The 14,197-nt window shown below is 61.4% G+C and carries 15 protein-coding genes; 8 read left to right on the forward strand and 7 right to left on the reverse strand.

Annotated elements, in window-relative coordinates:
- Positions 1-5: 5 nt before the first annotated feature.
- Positions 6-782: an ABC transporter ATP-binding protein gene (locus FH08_RS0119050; RefSeq protein WP_031359868.1), complete on the forward strand. Its 777-nt coding sequence runs from the start codon at positions 6-8 to the stop codon at positions 780-782.
- Between the two features lie 44 nt (positions 783-826).
- Positions 827-1,531 (forward strand): ABC transporter ATP-binding protein, encoded by a 705-nt coding sequence (locus tag FH08_RS0119055; protein WP_031359869.1) that lies wholly within the window; start codon positions 827-829, stop codon positions 1,529-1,531.
- A gap of 76 nt (positions 1,532-1,607) precedes the next feature.
- On the opposite strand, the gene FH08_RS0119060 is transcribed toward FH08_RS0119055, so the two are convergent.
- From FH08_RS0119060 to FH08_RS0119070, 3 genes are all read right to left on the reverse strand, one after another.
- A complete protein-coding gene (locus FH08_RS0119060; protein WP_031359870.1) occupies positions 1,608-2,030 on the reverse strand; it encodes a GNAT family acetyltransferase in 423 nt (140 codons plus the stop codon).
- Positions 2,027-3,211: an acetylornithine transaminase gene (locus FH08_RS0119065; RefSeq protein ID WP_031359871.1), complete on the reverse strand. Its 1,185-nt coding sequence runs from the start codon at positions 3,209-3,211 to the stop codon at positions 2,027-2,029. Before FH08_RS0119065 ends, FH08_RS0119060 begins: the two co-directional genes overlap by 4 nt.
- A 293-nt stretch (positions 3,212-3,504) precedes the next feature.
- A complete protein-coding gene (locus FH08_RS0119070; RefSeq protein WP_031359872.1) occupies positions 3,505-4,536 on the reverse strand; it encodes a CDP-6-deoxy-delta-3,4-glucoseen reductase in 1,032 nt (343 codons plus the stop codon).
- A gap of 59 nt (positions 4,537-4,595) precedes the next feature.
- Here FH08_RS0119070 and FH08_RS0119075 point away from each other — a divergent pair, with 59 nt between their 5' ends.
- Positions 4,596-5,735: an NAD-dependent epimerase/dehydratase family protein gene (locus FH08_RS0119075; protein ID WP_051888370.1), complete on the forward strand. Its 1,140-nt coding sequence runs from the start codon at positions 4,596-4,598 to the stop codon at positions 5,733-5,735.
- Here FH08_RS0119075 and FH08_RS52965 read toward each other — a convergent pair.
- From FH08_RS52965 to FH08_RS0119090, 3 genes are all read right to left on the reverse strand, one after another.
- Positions 5,701-5,877: a hypothetical protein gene (locus FH08_RS52965; protein ID WP_031359874.1), complete on the reverse strand. Its 177-nt coding sequence runs from the start codon at positions 5,875-5,877 to the stop codon at positions 5,701-5,703. The two genes, FH08_RS0119075 and FH08_RS52965, sit on opposite strands and share 35 nt — an antisense overlap.
- 121 nt (positions 5,878-5,998) lie before the next feature.
- The gene (locus FH08_RS0119085; protein WP_031359875.1) at positions 5,999-6,868 is read right to left on the reverse strand and encodes an alpha/beta hydrolase; all 870 of its coding nucleotides are present in this window, start codon (positions 6,866-6,868) and stop codon (positions 5,999-6,001) included.
- Between the two features lie 145 nt (positions 6,869-7,013).
- A complete protein-coding gene (locus FH08_RS0119090; protein ID WP_031359876.1) occupies positions 7,014-7,727 on the reverse strand; it encodes a pseudouridine synthase in 714 nt (237 codons plus the stop codon).
- A 303-nt stretch (positions 7,728-8,030) separates the two neighbouring features.
- Between FH08_RS0119090 and poxB the strand changes: the two genes are divergently transcribed.
- Entirely contained in the window at positions 8,031-9,752 is a 1,722-nt protein-coding gene (gene poxB / locus FH08_RS0119095; RefSeq protein ID WP_031359877.1) for a ubiquinone-dependent pyruvate dehydrogenase, read from the forward strand.
- Between the two features lie 86 nt (positions 9,753-9,838).
- Positions 9,839-10,126 (forward strand): hypothetical protein, encoded by a 288-nt coding sequence (locus FH08_RS0119100; protein WP_031359878.1) that lies wholly within the window; start codon positions 9,839-9,841, stop codon positions 10,124-10,126.
- A gap of 115 nt (positions 10,127-10,241) precedes the next feature.
- Here the strand turns inward: FH08_RS0119100 and FH08_RS0119105 are convergent, their stop codons facing one another.
- Positions 10,242-11,123 carry a LysR family transcriptional regulator gene (locus tag FH08_RS0119105; protein ID WP_031359879.1) on the reverse strand — a complete coding sequence of 294 codons (882 nt, stop codon included), beginning with the start codon at positions 11,121-11,123 and terminating at the stop codon, positions 10,242-10,244.
- A gap of 75 nt (positions 11,124-11,198) precedes the next feature.
- On the opposite strand from FH08_RS0119105, the gene FH08_RS0119110 reads away from it, so the two are divergent.
- The 3 genes from FH08_RS0119110 to FH08_RS0119120 are packed head-to-tail and all read left to right on the forward strand — an operon-like array spanning position 11,199 to position 14,173.
- Positions 11,199-12,116 carry an HpcH/HpaI aldolase/citrate lyase family protein gene (locus FH08_RS0119110; RefSeq protein WP_031359880.1) on the forward strand — a complete coding sequence of 306 codons (918 nt, stop codon included), beginning with the start codon at positions 11,199-11,201 and terminating at the stop codon, positions 12,114-12,116.
- Positions 12,113-13,315 carry a CaiB/BaiF CoA transferase family protein gene (locus FH08_RS0119115; protein ID WP_031359881.1) on the forward strand — a complete coding sequence of 401 codons (1,203 nt, stop codon included), beginning with the start codon at positions 12,113-12,115 and terminating at the stop codon, positions 13,313-13,315. The genes FH08_RS0119110 and FH08_RS0119115 overlap by 4 nt, the downstream gene beginning before the upstream one ends.
- 33 nt (positions 13,316-13,348) lie before the next feature.
- Entirely contained in the window at positions 13,349-14,173 is an 825-nt protein-coding gene (locus tag FH08_RS0119120; protein ID WP_031359882.1) for an amidohydrolase family protein, read from the forward strand.
- The last annotated feature ends 24 nt before the right edge of the window (positions 14,174-14,197 follow it).

The following is a 14,197-nucleotide window of genomic DNA, read 5'->3' on the forward strand; positions in this document are numbered from 1 at the left end:
ACACAATGAGCGAAAAACCCATTCGACTGTCCGTGAAGGGCGTGAACAAACGCTTCGGCGGCTTGCAGGCACTGGCCGAAGTTGGCCTGGAAATCAGGGAAGGCGAGATCTATGGCCTGATCGGCCCGAACGGTGCGGGCAAGACCACGTTCTTCAACGTGATCACGGGTCTGTACACGCCGGATTCGGGCGATTTCGTGCTCGACGGTATACCGTACACGCCGACCGCCGTTCATCAGGTGGCGAAGGCAGGCATTGCGCGGACCTTCCAGAACATTCGCCTGTTCGGCGGCATGACGGCGCTCGAGAACGTGATGGTTGGACGCCACGTGCGCACGAAGCACGGCCTGATTGGCGCGGTGCTGCAGACGCCGTCCGAGCGTCGCGAAGAGAAGGAAATCAAGGAGCGCGCGCTGGAGTTGCTGGAGTATGTGGGCGTGCTGCAATACGCGGATTACACGTCGCGCAATCTGTCGTACGGGCACCAGCGCCGGCTGGAAATTGCGCGTGCGCTGGCCACCGATCCGAAGCTGCTCGCACTCGATGAACCCGCCGCCGGCATGAACGCGACGGAGAAGGTCGAGCTCACGCGCCTGCTCGACAAGATTCGCAGCGACGGCCGCACGATCCTTTTGATCGAACACGACGTGAAGCTGGTGATGGGCCTGTGCAACAACATGACAGTGCTCGATTACGGCAAGGTGATCGCCCAGGGTCTGCCGCAGGACGTGCAGAAGGATCCGAAGGTGATTGAGGCATATCTTGGTGCAGGGGTTCACTGATGGCTACGACGAATGGCGCGAACGCTAATGGCGCAAACGGCGCAATGTTGAAGGTCAAGGGGCTGCAGGTCAGCTATGGCGGCATTCACGCCGTCAAGGGCGTGGACCTGGAAGTTGGCCGAGGCGAGCTCGTGACGCTGATCGGCGCGAACGGCGCCGGCAAGACGACCACGATGAAAGCCATCACGGGCCTGAAGGCGTATTCGGCAGGCGATATCGAATACATGGGCGAGTCGATCAAGGGCGTGCCGTCGCATGAATTGCTCAAGCGCGGCCTCGCGATGGTGCCGGAAGGGCGAGGCATTTTCGCGCGCATGTCGATTCTTGAAAACATGCAGATGGGCGCCTACTTGCGCAACGACAAGGACGAAATCGACAAGGACACCGACCGCATGTTCGGCTTCTTTCCGCGGCTGAAAGAGCGGGCGTCGCAGTATGCGGGCACGTTGTCGGGTGGTGAACAGCAGATGCTGGCCATGGCGCGTGCGCTGTTGTCGCGCCCGAAGCTCTTGCTGCTCGACGAACCGTCGATGGGTCTCTCGCCGATCATGGTCGAGAAGATCTTCGAAGTGGTGCGTGAGATTTCGGGCGAAGGGCTGACGGTGCTGCTGGTTGAGCAGAACGCGCGGCTGGCGTTGCAGGCGGCGAATCGCGGCTACGTGATGGATTCGGGTCTGGTCACCATGTCGGGTGACGCGAAGACCATGCTGGATGATCCGAAGGTGCGGGCTGCTTATCTGGGTGAATGAGTGGGTGAATGATCGTAGTTTGATGAATGACAAAGCCGCATGCCTTTGAAGGGCATGCGGCTTTTTTAATCCGCGATTAAAGCCGCTTGCCGAAGCTCACCACTTCATCCATCTGATAACCGAGTTTCGCGTAAAACGCCCGCGTTTCCGGTTTGTTCGCCATGACCTGAAGATTCAGCTTCGGACATCCGATAGCGGCGAGCGCGCGTTCCGCGTGCTCAACCAGCGCCCGGGCATAACCGTTGCCGCGTTCATCCTCGGCGACCGCGAGCGAATACATCCATCCGCGATGCCCGTCGTAACCCACCATCACCGTGCCGATCAGACGCTCTTCCAACAAGCCGACGAAGAAGAACTCCGGCTGCATGGCGAGCTTGTTTCGAATCGATAAACGTGGATCGCGCTGTGGTTTGCCAGGCGTGGCGTACTCCGGAAACGCTTGTGCCCAGAGCGCGAGCACGGCCTGCGTGTCGCGCTCGTCGAAGACTCGAATAATCACAGGGCGTCCAATATCGACCGCAACATCGACATCATCTGGTCGATCTCGTCCTTCGTCACGTTCAGCGCCGGCATGAAGCGCAGCAGATTCGGCCTCGCTGCGTTCAGCAGCAAACCGTCCGGTCCCATGTCGCGCGCCATTTCAACAATCTTCGGACCGTTGTCGTTATTGAGCAGCAACGCGCGCAGCAGACCTTCGCCACGTTCGCCGTTAAAACCGCGTTCTTCCGAAAGCTGCAACAACTGCGCCTTCAGATACTCGCCACGTTCACGCACGCCTTCGAGGAAGCCCGGCGCCGTCAGTTGCGAAATCACCGAAAAACCCGCGGCCGTCATCAACGGATTGCCGTTGTACGTGCCGCCCTGGTCGCCGGGTTCGAAGCACGCCACTTCCTTGGTCGAGAGCAGCGCGGCCAGCGGCACGCCACCGCCAATGCCCTTGCCCAGGGTCATGATGTCCGGCTCCACGCCCGACAATTCATACGCGAACAAGGTGCCGGCGCGACCGCAACCGCTTTGCACTTCATCGACGATCATCAGCAACCCATGCTTCTTCGTCAGCGCACGCAAAGCCTGCATGAATTCGCGCGTGGCCGGAATCACGCCGCCTTCGCCTTGAATAGGCTCGAGCATCACGCCGACGGTTTTATCGGTGATGAGCTTTTCCACCGATGCGATGTCGTTCAGGTCAGCCTTCGGAAAGCCCGGCACTTGCGGTGCGTAGATGGTGTCCCAACCCGGCTTGCCGCTAGCCGACATGGTCGCCAAAGTCCGGCCGTGGAAGCTGTGATCGAACGTGATGATCTCGTACGCGCCGCCCTTGAACTTCTTGCCCCACTTGCGCGCGAGCTTGATGGCGCCTTCGTTGGCTTCGGCGCCGCTGTTGGCGAAGAACACTTTGTCGAAGCAGCTATTCGCGGTGAGCAAGCCGGCGAGCTGGGCCATCGGCGCGTTGTAGAAAGCCGGCGACGGGTTGATCAGCGTGCGAGCTTGGCTTTCCATGGCTTCGATCATGCCGTCGTTGCAATGACCGAGACTATTCACCGCCCAGCCCTGGATGAAGTCGAGGTATCGCTTCTCGTTGTTGTCGTAGAGCCATGAACCCTTGCCGTGCGTGAACACGATCTCAGGACGGTTCGTGATGAACATCAGCGATTCGACGGGGTACTCTTGGAAATTCATGACGGCGGGCTCCACGAAAACAGCAAGTAAAAAAAGTGGCGAGATAAAAAACCGAACCAACAATGCAAAAAGCCACGGAATTCCGTGGCTTCATGGTGGCGAAATGTGCGCTGGTTCGAAAACTCAAGCGCCAATCCGTGACGAGCCAGCGGCATCCCTAGGGGAGCGGCGAGCGACGTCGAAGAGTGGCGTAAATTTTGAGCATTCGCGAAGAATACGATACGAAGTTCCTGCGTGTAAACCATGGCGGCCCGATTTTTGTCGAGCCGCCACACTCGGCGGCTTGAGGGCGGCTAGACCGGATTGGCGAGATCCGCCGCGCTGGTGAACGAATCGGCGTAGAACTCGTCCTCCGGCAAACGGTGGTGATTCGTGAAATCGCGCTGCGCGGATTCCACCATTACCGGCGCGCCGCAGGCGTACACCTGATACGCGCTCAAGTCTGGCAGATCTTCAATGACAGCACGATGAACAAAGCCGGTTCGGCCAGTCCACGCGTCGCTTGCATCGGGTTCCGACAGCACCGGCACGAACGAGAAGTTAGGCACGTCCTTCGCCCATTGTTCAGCCATGTCCATCATGTACAGGTCTTGCTTGCGGCGGCCGCCCCAGTAAAGCGTCATGGGCCGGTTCAGGTTCTTGAACACAGCATGTTCAATGATTGCCTTGATGGGCGCGAAGCCCGTGCCGGAAGCGAGCAGCACAATGGGCTTCTCTGAATCTTCACGCAGGAAGAACGTGCCGAGCGGACCTTCGAAGCGCAGGATGTCGCGCTCTTTCATGGCGCCGAACACGTGGTCCGTGAAAGTGCCGCCTGGCATGTGACGAACGTGCAGTTCGATCGGGCCTTCGTGGTGCGGGGGGCTCGCCATTGAGTAGCTGCGACGCTTGCCGTCTTTCAGGATGAATTCGATGTACTGGCCGGCCAGGTATTGCAGCCGTTCGTTGGCCGGCAATTGCAGCTTCAGTTCGATGACATCGGTTGCCTTGCGTCCCAGCGCGTTCACGCGGCAAGGCAGCTTCTTGACCTGGATGTCGCCTACGCCTGCGACCTCCCGTATATCGACCGTTAGATCGCCCTTGGCCGTCGCACAGCACAGCAGCGCCATGCCGCGGGTCTTCTCGTCGTTGGACAACGCCGACGAGGAATGCGGCGCCTGCTCGACTTCGCCCGCGACGACCGTGCCCTTGCATGAACCACAGGCTCCGTTCTTGCAGCCGTAGGGAAGTCCTATGCCCTGACGCAGGGCGGCGAGCAGCACCGCTTCGTCGGGTTCTACCTGAAACTGCCGGCCGCTTTGCCGGAGCGTAACGTTGAAAGCCATAGATCCTGAATCAGTTGGATGAAACAAATGCAAAAGCTGTCGCGGCTACAATCGACAGCATGATCGCCACTCGAAAACTACGCCGCGCGCGTGTGCTGATTGCCGGTTGCGGCGATATCGGCCTGCGTTGCGTGCCGCTTCTCGCCCACCGTGCCGCCGCGCCTCGCGTGATCGCACTTTCAAGTCAACCCGCGCGCGCAGCCGAACTGCGCGCAGCCGGCACAACACCGTTGATCGGCGACCTTGACGAGCGCCGCAGCCTGCGGCGGCTGGCCGGTCTGGCGTCCACGGTGCTGCATCTGGCGCCCCCGCAGAAAACCGGCGACGACGACAACAGGACTCGTGCGCTGATTGCCGCGCTGAGTGCACCGCGACGCTCCGTTGCGCGCGTGGCGACCAGTGCTGTGGCCCGACAGCGGGCGTGGCGCGGATGGTTTCGCGCGACCTTCAAAAGCAGCATGCCGGCGGGCATCAGAATGCACGCCGCTACGCACGTCAAAGCCACAAAAAGAGCGCCTATTGTACCCGACCGGGTTTCTGGCGCCGCCGCGCGCCGGGCGCGGATTCGCCTGATTTATGCGAGCACGTCCGGGGTTTACGGCGATTGCGGCGGCGCGTGGATCGATGAAACGCGCCCGGTCAGGCCGGACAACGCGCGCGCGAAACGTCGGGTATCGGCGGAAACGCAATTGCGGGGCGCTACGCGGCGCGGGGTGCTGAGCGCATCGATTGTGCGGATTCCCGGGATCTACGCCGGCAACCGCCTGCCGCTGGCACGGCTGCAGAAGGGAACGCCCGCGCTCGCTCCAGCCGACGATGTCTACACCAACCATATCCATGCCGACGATCTCGCCGCCATTCTCGTGCTCGCGATCCGGCGAGCACGCCCGCAGCGAGTGGTCCACGCATCGGACGACAGCGACTTGCGCATGGGCGATTATTTCGACCTGATCGCCGATGCGTTCGATTTGCCGCGCGCGCCCCGCGTTTCGCGCGAGCAAGCCGAGGCGCAACTCGAGCCGATGATGCTCTCGTTCATGCGCGAATCGCGACGTCTGCAGAACACCCGGCTGCGAGACGAAATGCGTTACGCGCTGCGTTATCCGAGCATCGACGACTTCCTGCGTGACTCCCCGCGCAAGAAGACGGACGTTCATCCGGCCGTCACATCAGTACCGGCAGCGTCTCCAGCAGGATGAAGCACAGCAAGGCCCCGATCAGCGCACCGATCAGGTTGGGTTGATAGCGATGGCGCAGATGCATCGTCACCAGCAATCCGACGATAAACAACACGCTGATCGCCACGAACGCAATCATTGCAATGGTCATGTGAGCGGCCATGATGGCCCTCCTGCTTCTTTTAATAGTCGTGTAAGGAGTATAGATTTCCGTCGTAAGAAAGGCATGCTGCAGTGCGACGCCAGCGTATTGTGTTAACACCTATTGAATAGTTACCGGCCGCTTAACGCGAGTCGATAAACGCCGAAACGTCCGCGAGCACCGTCGAGCGTCCCCGCAAGGGCAACGCCAGCGCCGAAACAATCCGGATATGGCCGAAGCCGTCGTAGTGCTTCACCTCGACCGAGTCACCGTGTTTGCGCAGCATGGCCGCCAAGCGGTCGGTGTTGCCGGGATCGACGACGGAGTCGTCGGTGCCGGCTGCGAGGAACATCGGCGGCTCGTGGCCCGTGACGTAGTTGATCGGCTGGCTCTCGGCGCGCGTGTCTGCCGGAAAGACGTCGAATAGCGTCGGATCGGTGATGGGGAGGAAATCGTAAGGTCCAGCCAGACCGATCACTCCGCGCAAGTCGGCTTTCGACATCGATTGAGAGCCGAGATAGCGTGGATCGGTCGCGATCAGCGCGGCAAGATGAGCGCCTGCCGAATGACCCATGACAAACAGCCGCGACGGATCGCCGCCGAATTCATGCGCGTGGTCGCGGGTCCAGCGGGTGGCGGCGGCCGCGTCATTCACAAAACCGGGAAACGCCGTTTCCGGATACGTCCGGTAGTCTGGCAGCACTGCCACGTAGCCGCGTGACGTCAACGCCTGTGCGACAAAGAGGTAATTGCCGCGATCGCCGTTCTGCCAGCTTCCGCCGTAGAAAAAGACGACAACCGGGCGCGGCTCGGTACTCGCCGCAGCGGCAGGCACGTACACATCGAGTACTTGGCGCGGATCGCTTCCGTACGCAATACCCGACGTTTTCCGATAACCACTCGACGGGATAGTGGCGTTTAACAGTTTGACGGGACTGCAAGCGGCGAGCGCCGCAGCGCCAAGACTGGCAAGACCGAATGTCACGATGCGGCGTTTTTGTTGTGTGGGCATAAATGTCGAAAAGCTGGGGGATGCCACTTCTACGCTCGAAGCAACCGGATGGATGCAGCGCGCCGGGTTGGCCTGATGAGACGTTAGACCTTGCGAGGGCGTAACTCAGCGTGCTGTCGCACGAACATGACATGCGCCAGGCGCATCAGGAATGCCCGAGCATGGCGAGGTCTGCATCGTCCAGCCAGCGCCATTGGCTTTCGGCGAGATCATCGGGCAGGGCAAAGCCGCCGATCTGCTCCCGATGCAATTTCTCCACCCGGTTCCCCGCTGCTGCGACCATCCGCTTCACCTGGTGGTACTTGCCTTCGAGCACCGAAAGCTCGAGCTGCCGTTCGTCGCGCTGTTCGGCGCTAACCGCTGCAACGGGCTGTGATTCGCCGTGCAGCAAGACGCCGTTGCGAAGTGCCGAGAGTTGGGCGTCGTCCAGTGGATGGCGCGTGGTTGCAAGGTAGACCTTCGGCACCTTGCGTTTCGGCGATGTGAATGCGTGCACGAACGCGCCGTCATCGGAGAGGAGCAGCAGGCCGGTCGTATCCTGATCCAGACGTCCCACGCATTGCACGCCACGCTCCGTCAATTGCGGCGGCAACAGGTGAAAGACGCTCAGGTGGTGCTGCGGATCACGTGAGCACTCGTAGCCCGGCGGCTTGTTCAGCACCAGATACGCTTTCTCGCGATACCCCCATGTCACGCCATCGACTTGAAACTCGAACGAAGCGAGCGTGTCGGACGCAATGTCGAGCGCGGCATTGCTGCAGGTTGAGCCTGCGATGGATACGCGGCCATCGGTTATGAGCGCCCGGCATTGGCGGCGCGAGCCGAAACCCTGCGTGAAGAGAATACGTTCGAGATCCATCAGGGCGGTTCGCGGCTAACAGGAAGTAGGGATGGACATTCTAGCAACCGGCATGGTTTTATCCCTTGCGGCACATAGCCTGAACGGGCGCCGCGCACGCACACTCAAGCATTGCCTGCATCGGCCGTCGGCCATTCGTAAAGCAGGCTGATTAAGTTTTTTTCATCATTGATCCCCCGCATGGCGTTTATGCTTTTTGGCTTGAACTCGTTTTGACCTGTCTCACGCGTATGACGATTGGACGCTGACAACCCGGCATCCAATCGACCACTCCGATCCCTCTTTTCATCCAAGGAGCAGGACATGGCAAGAAACACGGTGGCGGAATATTTGGCGAGGACGCTGGCGGCAGCAGGCGTCGAACGTATCTGGGGCGTTACCGGCGACAGCTTGAACGGGCTCGCCTACAGCCTCGATCAAGTCGGCTCCATCCGCTGGATGCACACGCGCCACGAGGAAGTGGCCGCGTTCGCGGCAGGCGCCGACGCAGCATCGACGGGAAAGCTTGCCGTGTGCGCCGGCAGTTGCGGCCCGGGAAACCTGCACCTGATCAATGGCTTGTATGACTGCCACCGCAACCAGCAGCCGGTTCTGGCGATTGCCGCGCATATTCCATCGACGGAAATCGGGCTCGGATACTTCCAGGAAACCCATCCGACTGCGCTCTTCAAGGAGTGCAGCCATTACGTCGAGCTGGTGTCGAGCGCGGCTCAATTCCCCCGCGTGCTTGCCCGCGCGATGCGCACGGCGATTGAAGAGCGCGGCGTCGCGGTGATCGTCTTGCCCGGCGATGTCGCGTTGAGCGACGCGCCGGCGGAAAAGCCGGGCTGGTCCGCTACGGGGCCGTCGACCATCCTGCCTTCGGAGATCGATATCGACCGGCTCGCGGCCATGCTGAACGAGTCGGAAGCGGTGACGCTGATGTGCGGCAGCGGCACCGCGGGCGCACATGACGAAGTGGTTGCGCTCGCGGACATGCTCGGCGCACCGGTCGTCCACGCGATGCGCGGCAAGCAGTTCATTGAATGGGACAACCCGTATGACGTCGGCATGACGGGACTGATCGGCTTCAGTTCCGGCTATCACGCGATGATGTCCTGCGACACGCTGCTGCTGCTCGGCTGCGATTTTCCCTACCGGCCGTTCTATCCCGCCGACGCCAAAATCATCCAGGTCGACTGGCGCGGCTCGAAGCTCGGCGCGCGAGCGCCGCTTGCGCTTGGACTGGTCGGCACGGTCAAGGAGACGGTCGCGGCGGTCCTGCCGAAGCTCACGCGCAAGCCTGACCGCAAGTTCATCGATACCGCCCGCAAGCACTACGCGGAGGCAAGAAAGGGACTCGACGAGCTCGCCACGCCGGCAGGGCCGGGGCAGGCGATCCATCCGCAATACCTGACGAAGCTCATCGACGAGGCAGCCGCGGAAGACGCCATTTTTACCGTCGATGTCGGCACGCCGACGGTCTGGGCCGCGCGCTACCTCACGATGAACGGCAAACGCCAGCTTCACGGCTCGTTCAACCACGGTTCCATGGCAAACGCGATGCCGCAGGCGCTCGGCGCCCAAGGCGCGAATCCGGGGCGGCAGGTGATTTCGCTCTCGGGCGATGGCGGTTTATCGATGCTGCTCGGCGACTTGCTCAGCGCCCGCCAACTCGATTTGCCGATCAAAGTGGTGGTTTATAACAACAGTCTGCTCGGCTTCGTTTCAATGGAGCTCAAGGCTGCCGGGTACCTGGATACCAACGTCGATCTGGCCAAAACCGACTTCGCGGCCATCGCCCAGGGTGCGGGCATTTTCAGCATCCGGGTAGAAGAGTCTGAAGATATCAAAGAGGCTCTGCAGAAGGCTTTCGCTTATCCCGGGCCGGCGCTCGTGGACGTGGTGACGTCGAAGCACGAGCTGGCGATGCCGCCAAAAGTGGAATTAGCGCAAGCAAAAGGCTTCAGCCTCTACATGCTACGGGCGATTTTGAACGGCCGCGGCGACGAGATCGTGGAACTCGCGAAGACCAATTTTCGCTAGGAACATTCTGAATTCGTTGAAATTCCATGCATTTCGAACAACAATGCGATGCTGCAATCAATTTACAACTCCAGGGAGATTTGGCAATGAAGAAGTTCTCGCAAATTGCAATGGTTGGTGCGCTCGCATTCGCGTTCGCAGGCACGGCAATGGCACAGTCGGGTGGTGGCGGTTCGAAGACGGACACAAGCAAGCCTGCAGTCAGTCCGAAGGAACCCAAACCGCACCTGCCGCACTTCAAGCATAAGAAAGCAGCATCGGGCGTAGGCGGTACGACGTTGCATCAAGAAGACAAGGCATCGCACCTGAAGGGCGCCTCGGCGGCCGCAGCTGCTTCAGCCCTGGGTACCAACGACAAGGGTCAACCGCAGTAAGCGGCAAGGCCTTGAATAAGGCGCTCGGGACGGTATGTCCGAAGCGCTGCATACGGCGGCATGCGTTAAGCGTGCCGCCGTATTGTTATTGGGCCGCGCGAAGTGCCCGGTACTTTCATACCCTCTGAGCGCGCACGCATTGCAGCGCGCAGTCCACCAGGCCGCGAATCAGCCGGTCGCGTACCGACGCCCGTTTCCAGAGCACACCAAAGCGGCGCGGCTCCGACTCCATCGGCAAGCTGATCCGCGCGATCCGCAAGGCGCTGGTCATCGGCGAGGCGACATCGGGCGCAAGCGATACACCGAGTCCACGATCCACCATCATCGCGATGGCGGCGAGCGAGCTTAGTTCGAAGCGCTCGTTCGGCACAATGCCGACGCGCCTTAAATATCGCTCCGCTTCTTTACCGCCCGCGAGCGACCGGTCGTAGCGGATCAGCGGTTCGTGCGCGAGGAGGTCATGCGCTTCGCGGTTCGCCAGGTTTTGCGGCGCAATGACCACCAGCGGTTCCTCACGCAGCAGTTCCCACACGAAGGTCTTCGGCATGGCGAACGCGGGATGCGTGCAGACCGCTGCATCGACTTCGCCCTGCTGCAACGCTTCATACAATTCGCTCGAAGTCCCCGACTGGATGAACACTTTCACATGCGGATGAGCGCTGACAAAACGCGCGAGGATATCCGGCAGCAGGCTATGCAGCGCCGTATTGATCGTGCCGAGCCTGAGCTCACCGGTCGCATATTGGTCGTTGGCGAGGATCCTCAGGTCGGCGAGTTCGCGCAGCAAACCCCGCGACTGCGCGACTATCCGGCTGCCTGCAGGCGTGACCGACACCGTCCGGCCGGCGCGCGCGAACAGCGGTGCGCCGAATTCGCGTTCGAGCGTGCGGATCTGCTGTGCCACCGCAGCGGGCGTCAGGTCGAGGCGGCGCGCGGCTTCGGCCATTGAACCGGTATCGACGACTAGCAGGAAGCTGGTCAGGAACGAGGTCTCCATAAAGATACTTTTAGTTGATTTTGAAGGCACATTCTATCGCTTTATCTTCATTGTGCTGATGACTAGACTGGCGGCATGAAAAGCAAATTATTTGTTCCGGGCTCACGGCCCGAACTGTTCGCTAAAGCGCTGGCGAGCCAGGCAGACGCCCTTTCTTTCGATCTCGAAGACTCAGTGTCGGAGGCGCGCAAGCCCGAAGCCCGGGCGCATCTGCGCGATTTTCTGCTGGGTTCTCTGGAAGACCCGGGCGCCTCGGACCGCTTTCGCGGCAAGACGATGATCGTGCGTGTGAACGCTATCGATTCGCCTCATTTCGAAGCCGATCTCGCCGCCGTCGTGCAGACGGGTGTCCATCTGATCAACTTGCCGAAACCGCGCAACGCCGACGACGTTCAGGCAGCCGCGAACGCGCTCGATGCCGCCGAACGTGCCAACGGCGTGACCGAGCCGATTGGCTTGCTGCTGAATATCGAGTCGCCGGGTGCGTTGCGGCGCGCGTTTGAACTGGCCAGCGCACATCCTCGCGTGAAAGGCTTGCAGCTTGGGCTGGGTGACTTGTTCGAGCCGCTCGGCATTGCGCGGCGGGAAACTGCGGCCATCCAGCAGGCCATGTTCGCGTTGAGCATGGCGGCCGGCGAGGCGGGTGTGTTCGCCTACGACTCCGCCTTCGCCGATATCGGCGATCAGGCCGGTTTCCAGACGGAAGCACGGCTTGCGCGCAGTCTTGGTTTTATCGGCAAAAGCTGCATTCATCCTAGCCAGGTCGCGCTCGCCAATGAAGTATTCCAGCCGACACCCGATGAGCTCGCTCACGCGCAACGGGTCGTCGAAGCGGCTGCAGAAGCCGACGCGGCGGGCCGGGGCGCATATGTGGTCGACGGCAAGATGATCGACGTCCCATTCGTCGCGCGGGCACGGGCGATCGTGGCGCAGGCGGCTTCGAATCTGGCCGTCGGCGCTACCTCAAAGCAGGAGCAGGAGCCAAAGTCATGAGCACGTCATCCCGCAGACCCGATGGCGCGCGCGGTCCGCTGAGCGGCATCCGGGTGCTCGATCTGAGCGCTTATATCGCCGGGCCGTATGGGTGCAGCCTGCTCGCTGACCAGGGCGCCGAAGTCATCAAGATCGAGCCGCCCGCGGGCGACAACCTGCGCAAATATCCGTCGACGCTCGAGAGCGAAAGCCGCGCCTTTCTCGGCGTGAACCGCAGCAAACTTGGCCTCGCGCTCGACCTGAAACAACCTGATGGACTGGCCGCGCTGAAGGCGCTGGTGGCAAACGCCGACGTGCTCGTGCACAACTTCCGGCCGAGTGTGCCGGCGCGGCTGGGTATCGATTACGAGCAGTTGAAAGCGCTCAATCCACGGCTCATTTACTGCGCCGTGACCGGTTATGGCGAAACCGGGCCGCTCAAGGACAAGGCCGGTTACGACCAGGTGCTACAAACGATGACCGGCATGTGCACGATGCAAGGCAAGAGCGGCGGGCCACCCGAGGTGCTGTACGGATCAGTGGTGGATTATTACGCGGCGGCGATGGTGGCAGGGGGCGTTGCGTCGGCATTGTTCGAGCGCGAGCGCAGCGGCGAGGGGCAATACGTGGGCGTGTCGCTGTTGCGCAGCGCGCTCACCATGCAGTCGGCGCGACTCGTCTGGGCCGACAGCGAGCCCCGCGAAGTTGGTCGGGACATGCGTTCAGGCGGCATCACGGGGATTCATCCGACGCGCGATGGCTACCTCTACATTTCCGCCAATACGCCGCATTTCTGGCAGGCGTTATGCCGCAAGACGGGCCTCGACGCACTCGCGGCCGATTCCCGTTTCGACACCGTCAGGAAGCGTGCGCTTCACGTGAATGAAATTGTGCCGCAGCTTCACGCCGCTCTGGCCGCGAAGAGCGCGCTGGAATGGGAAGCGCTGTTCGGCGAGGACGTGCCTTGCGCCGCCGCGCGTACCGTCGAAGACATGTTCGACGACCCGCAGGTGCTGGCCGAAGACATGATCGCGACGTATGAACATCCGGTGGTCGGGCGATATCGCGGGCTCAAGCGCTCGATCCGCTTCGGCCGCACACCCGGTCCCGAACCGTTTGCCGCGCCTACGTTCGGACAGGATTCAGAGCAAGTGCTGAGCGAACAAGGCATGTCGGCCGATAACATCGAAGCGCTGCGGGCGAAGCGCGTGATTGAATAAAAGTGGCTAAAACCAGCAAGAAGGAGACATGTCATGCCCGCAATCACCCTGGCGCCACCGCTTGCCTGCGATGCGCATATGCATGTCTACGATGCCCGCTTTCCGCACGACGGCACGATGGTGAACGACGCCACCGCCGATGATTATCGACGTGAGTTTCAGGCGCGCATCGGCACTACACGCACGGTGGTCGTGACGCCGCGTATCTATGGCGTCGACAACCGCGTGACACTCGACGCGATCCGGCAACTAGGCGCCGATCGCACGCGCGGCGTGGCTGTGCTCCGACCGGACGTGACCGACGCCGAACTAGTCACGCTGCATACGGGCGGTATCCGCGGGATTCGCTTCACGCTGTACACGCCGGTGCAGGCAGTGGTCGGCTTCGAGATGGTGGAGTCGCTCTCGCAGCGAGTGCATGAACTTGGCTGGCATGTCCAGTTGCATTGGACAGCGGCGCAGATGGTTGAACATGAGGCTTTGCTGCGACGCATGCCGTCGAAGATCGTCTTCGATCACCTCGCGCGTTTGTCTTTGCCCGAGGGGATTAATCATCCCGCCTTCGGCATCGTGCGCTCGTTGCTGGACGGTGGCCGTGCGTGGCTGAAGTTGTCTGGTCCGTATCTCGATTCGCGCGTGGGCGAAGCGCAACGCTACAGCGACATGGACCGCGCGGCGCATGCATGGGTTCATGCCGCGCCTGAGCGGCTGGTGTGGGGCAGCGACTGGCCGCACACGACCGAGGCTGCCAAGCCCGACGATACCGCGCTGTTCGACCTGCTTTCGCACTGGGTTCAAGACCCGATACAACGCCGCGTAATTCTCGTCGATAACCCCGCGAGGTTATATGACTTCTGACTCCGCCCGACGCTAAAACATCCA

This window comes from Caballeronia sordidicola (genome assembly GCF_000729995.1).
Taxonomy (GTDB): Bacteria; Pseudomonadota; Gammaproteobacteria; order Burkholderiales; family Burkholderiaceae; genus Caballeronia; species Caballeronia sordidicola_A.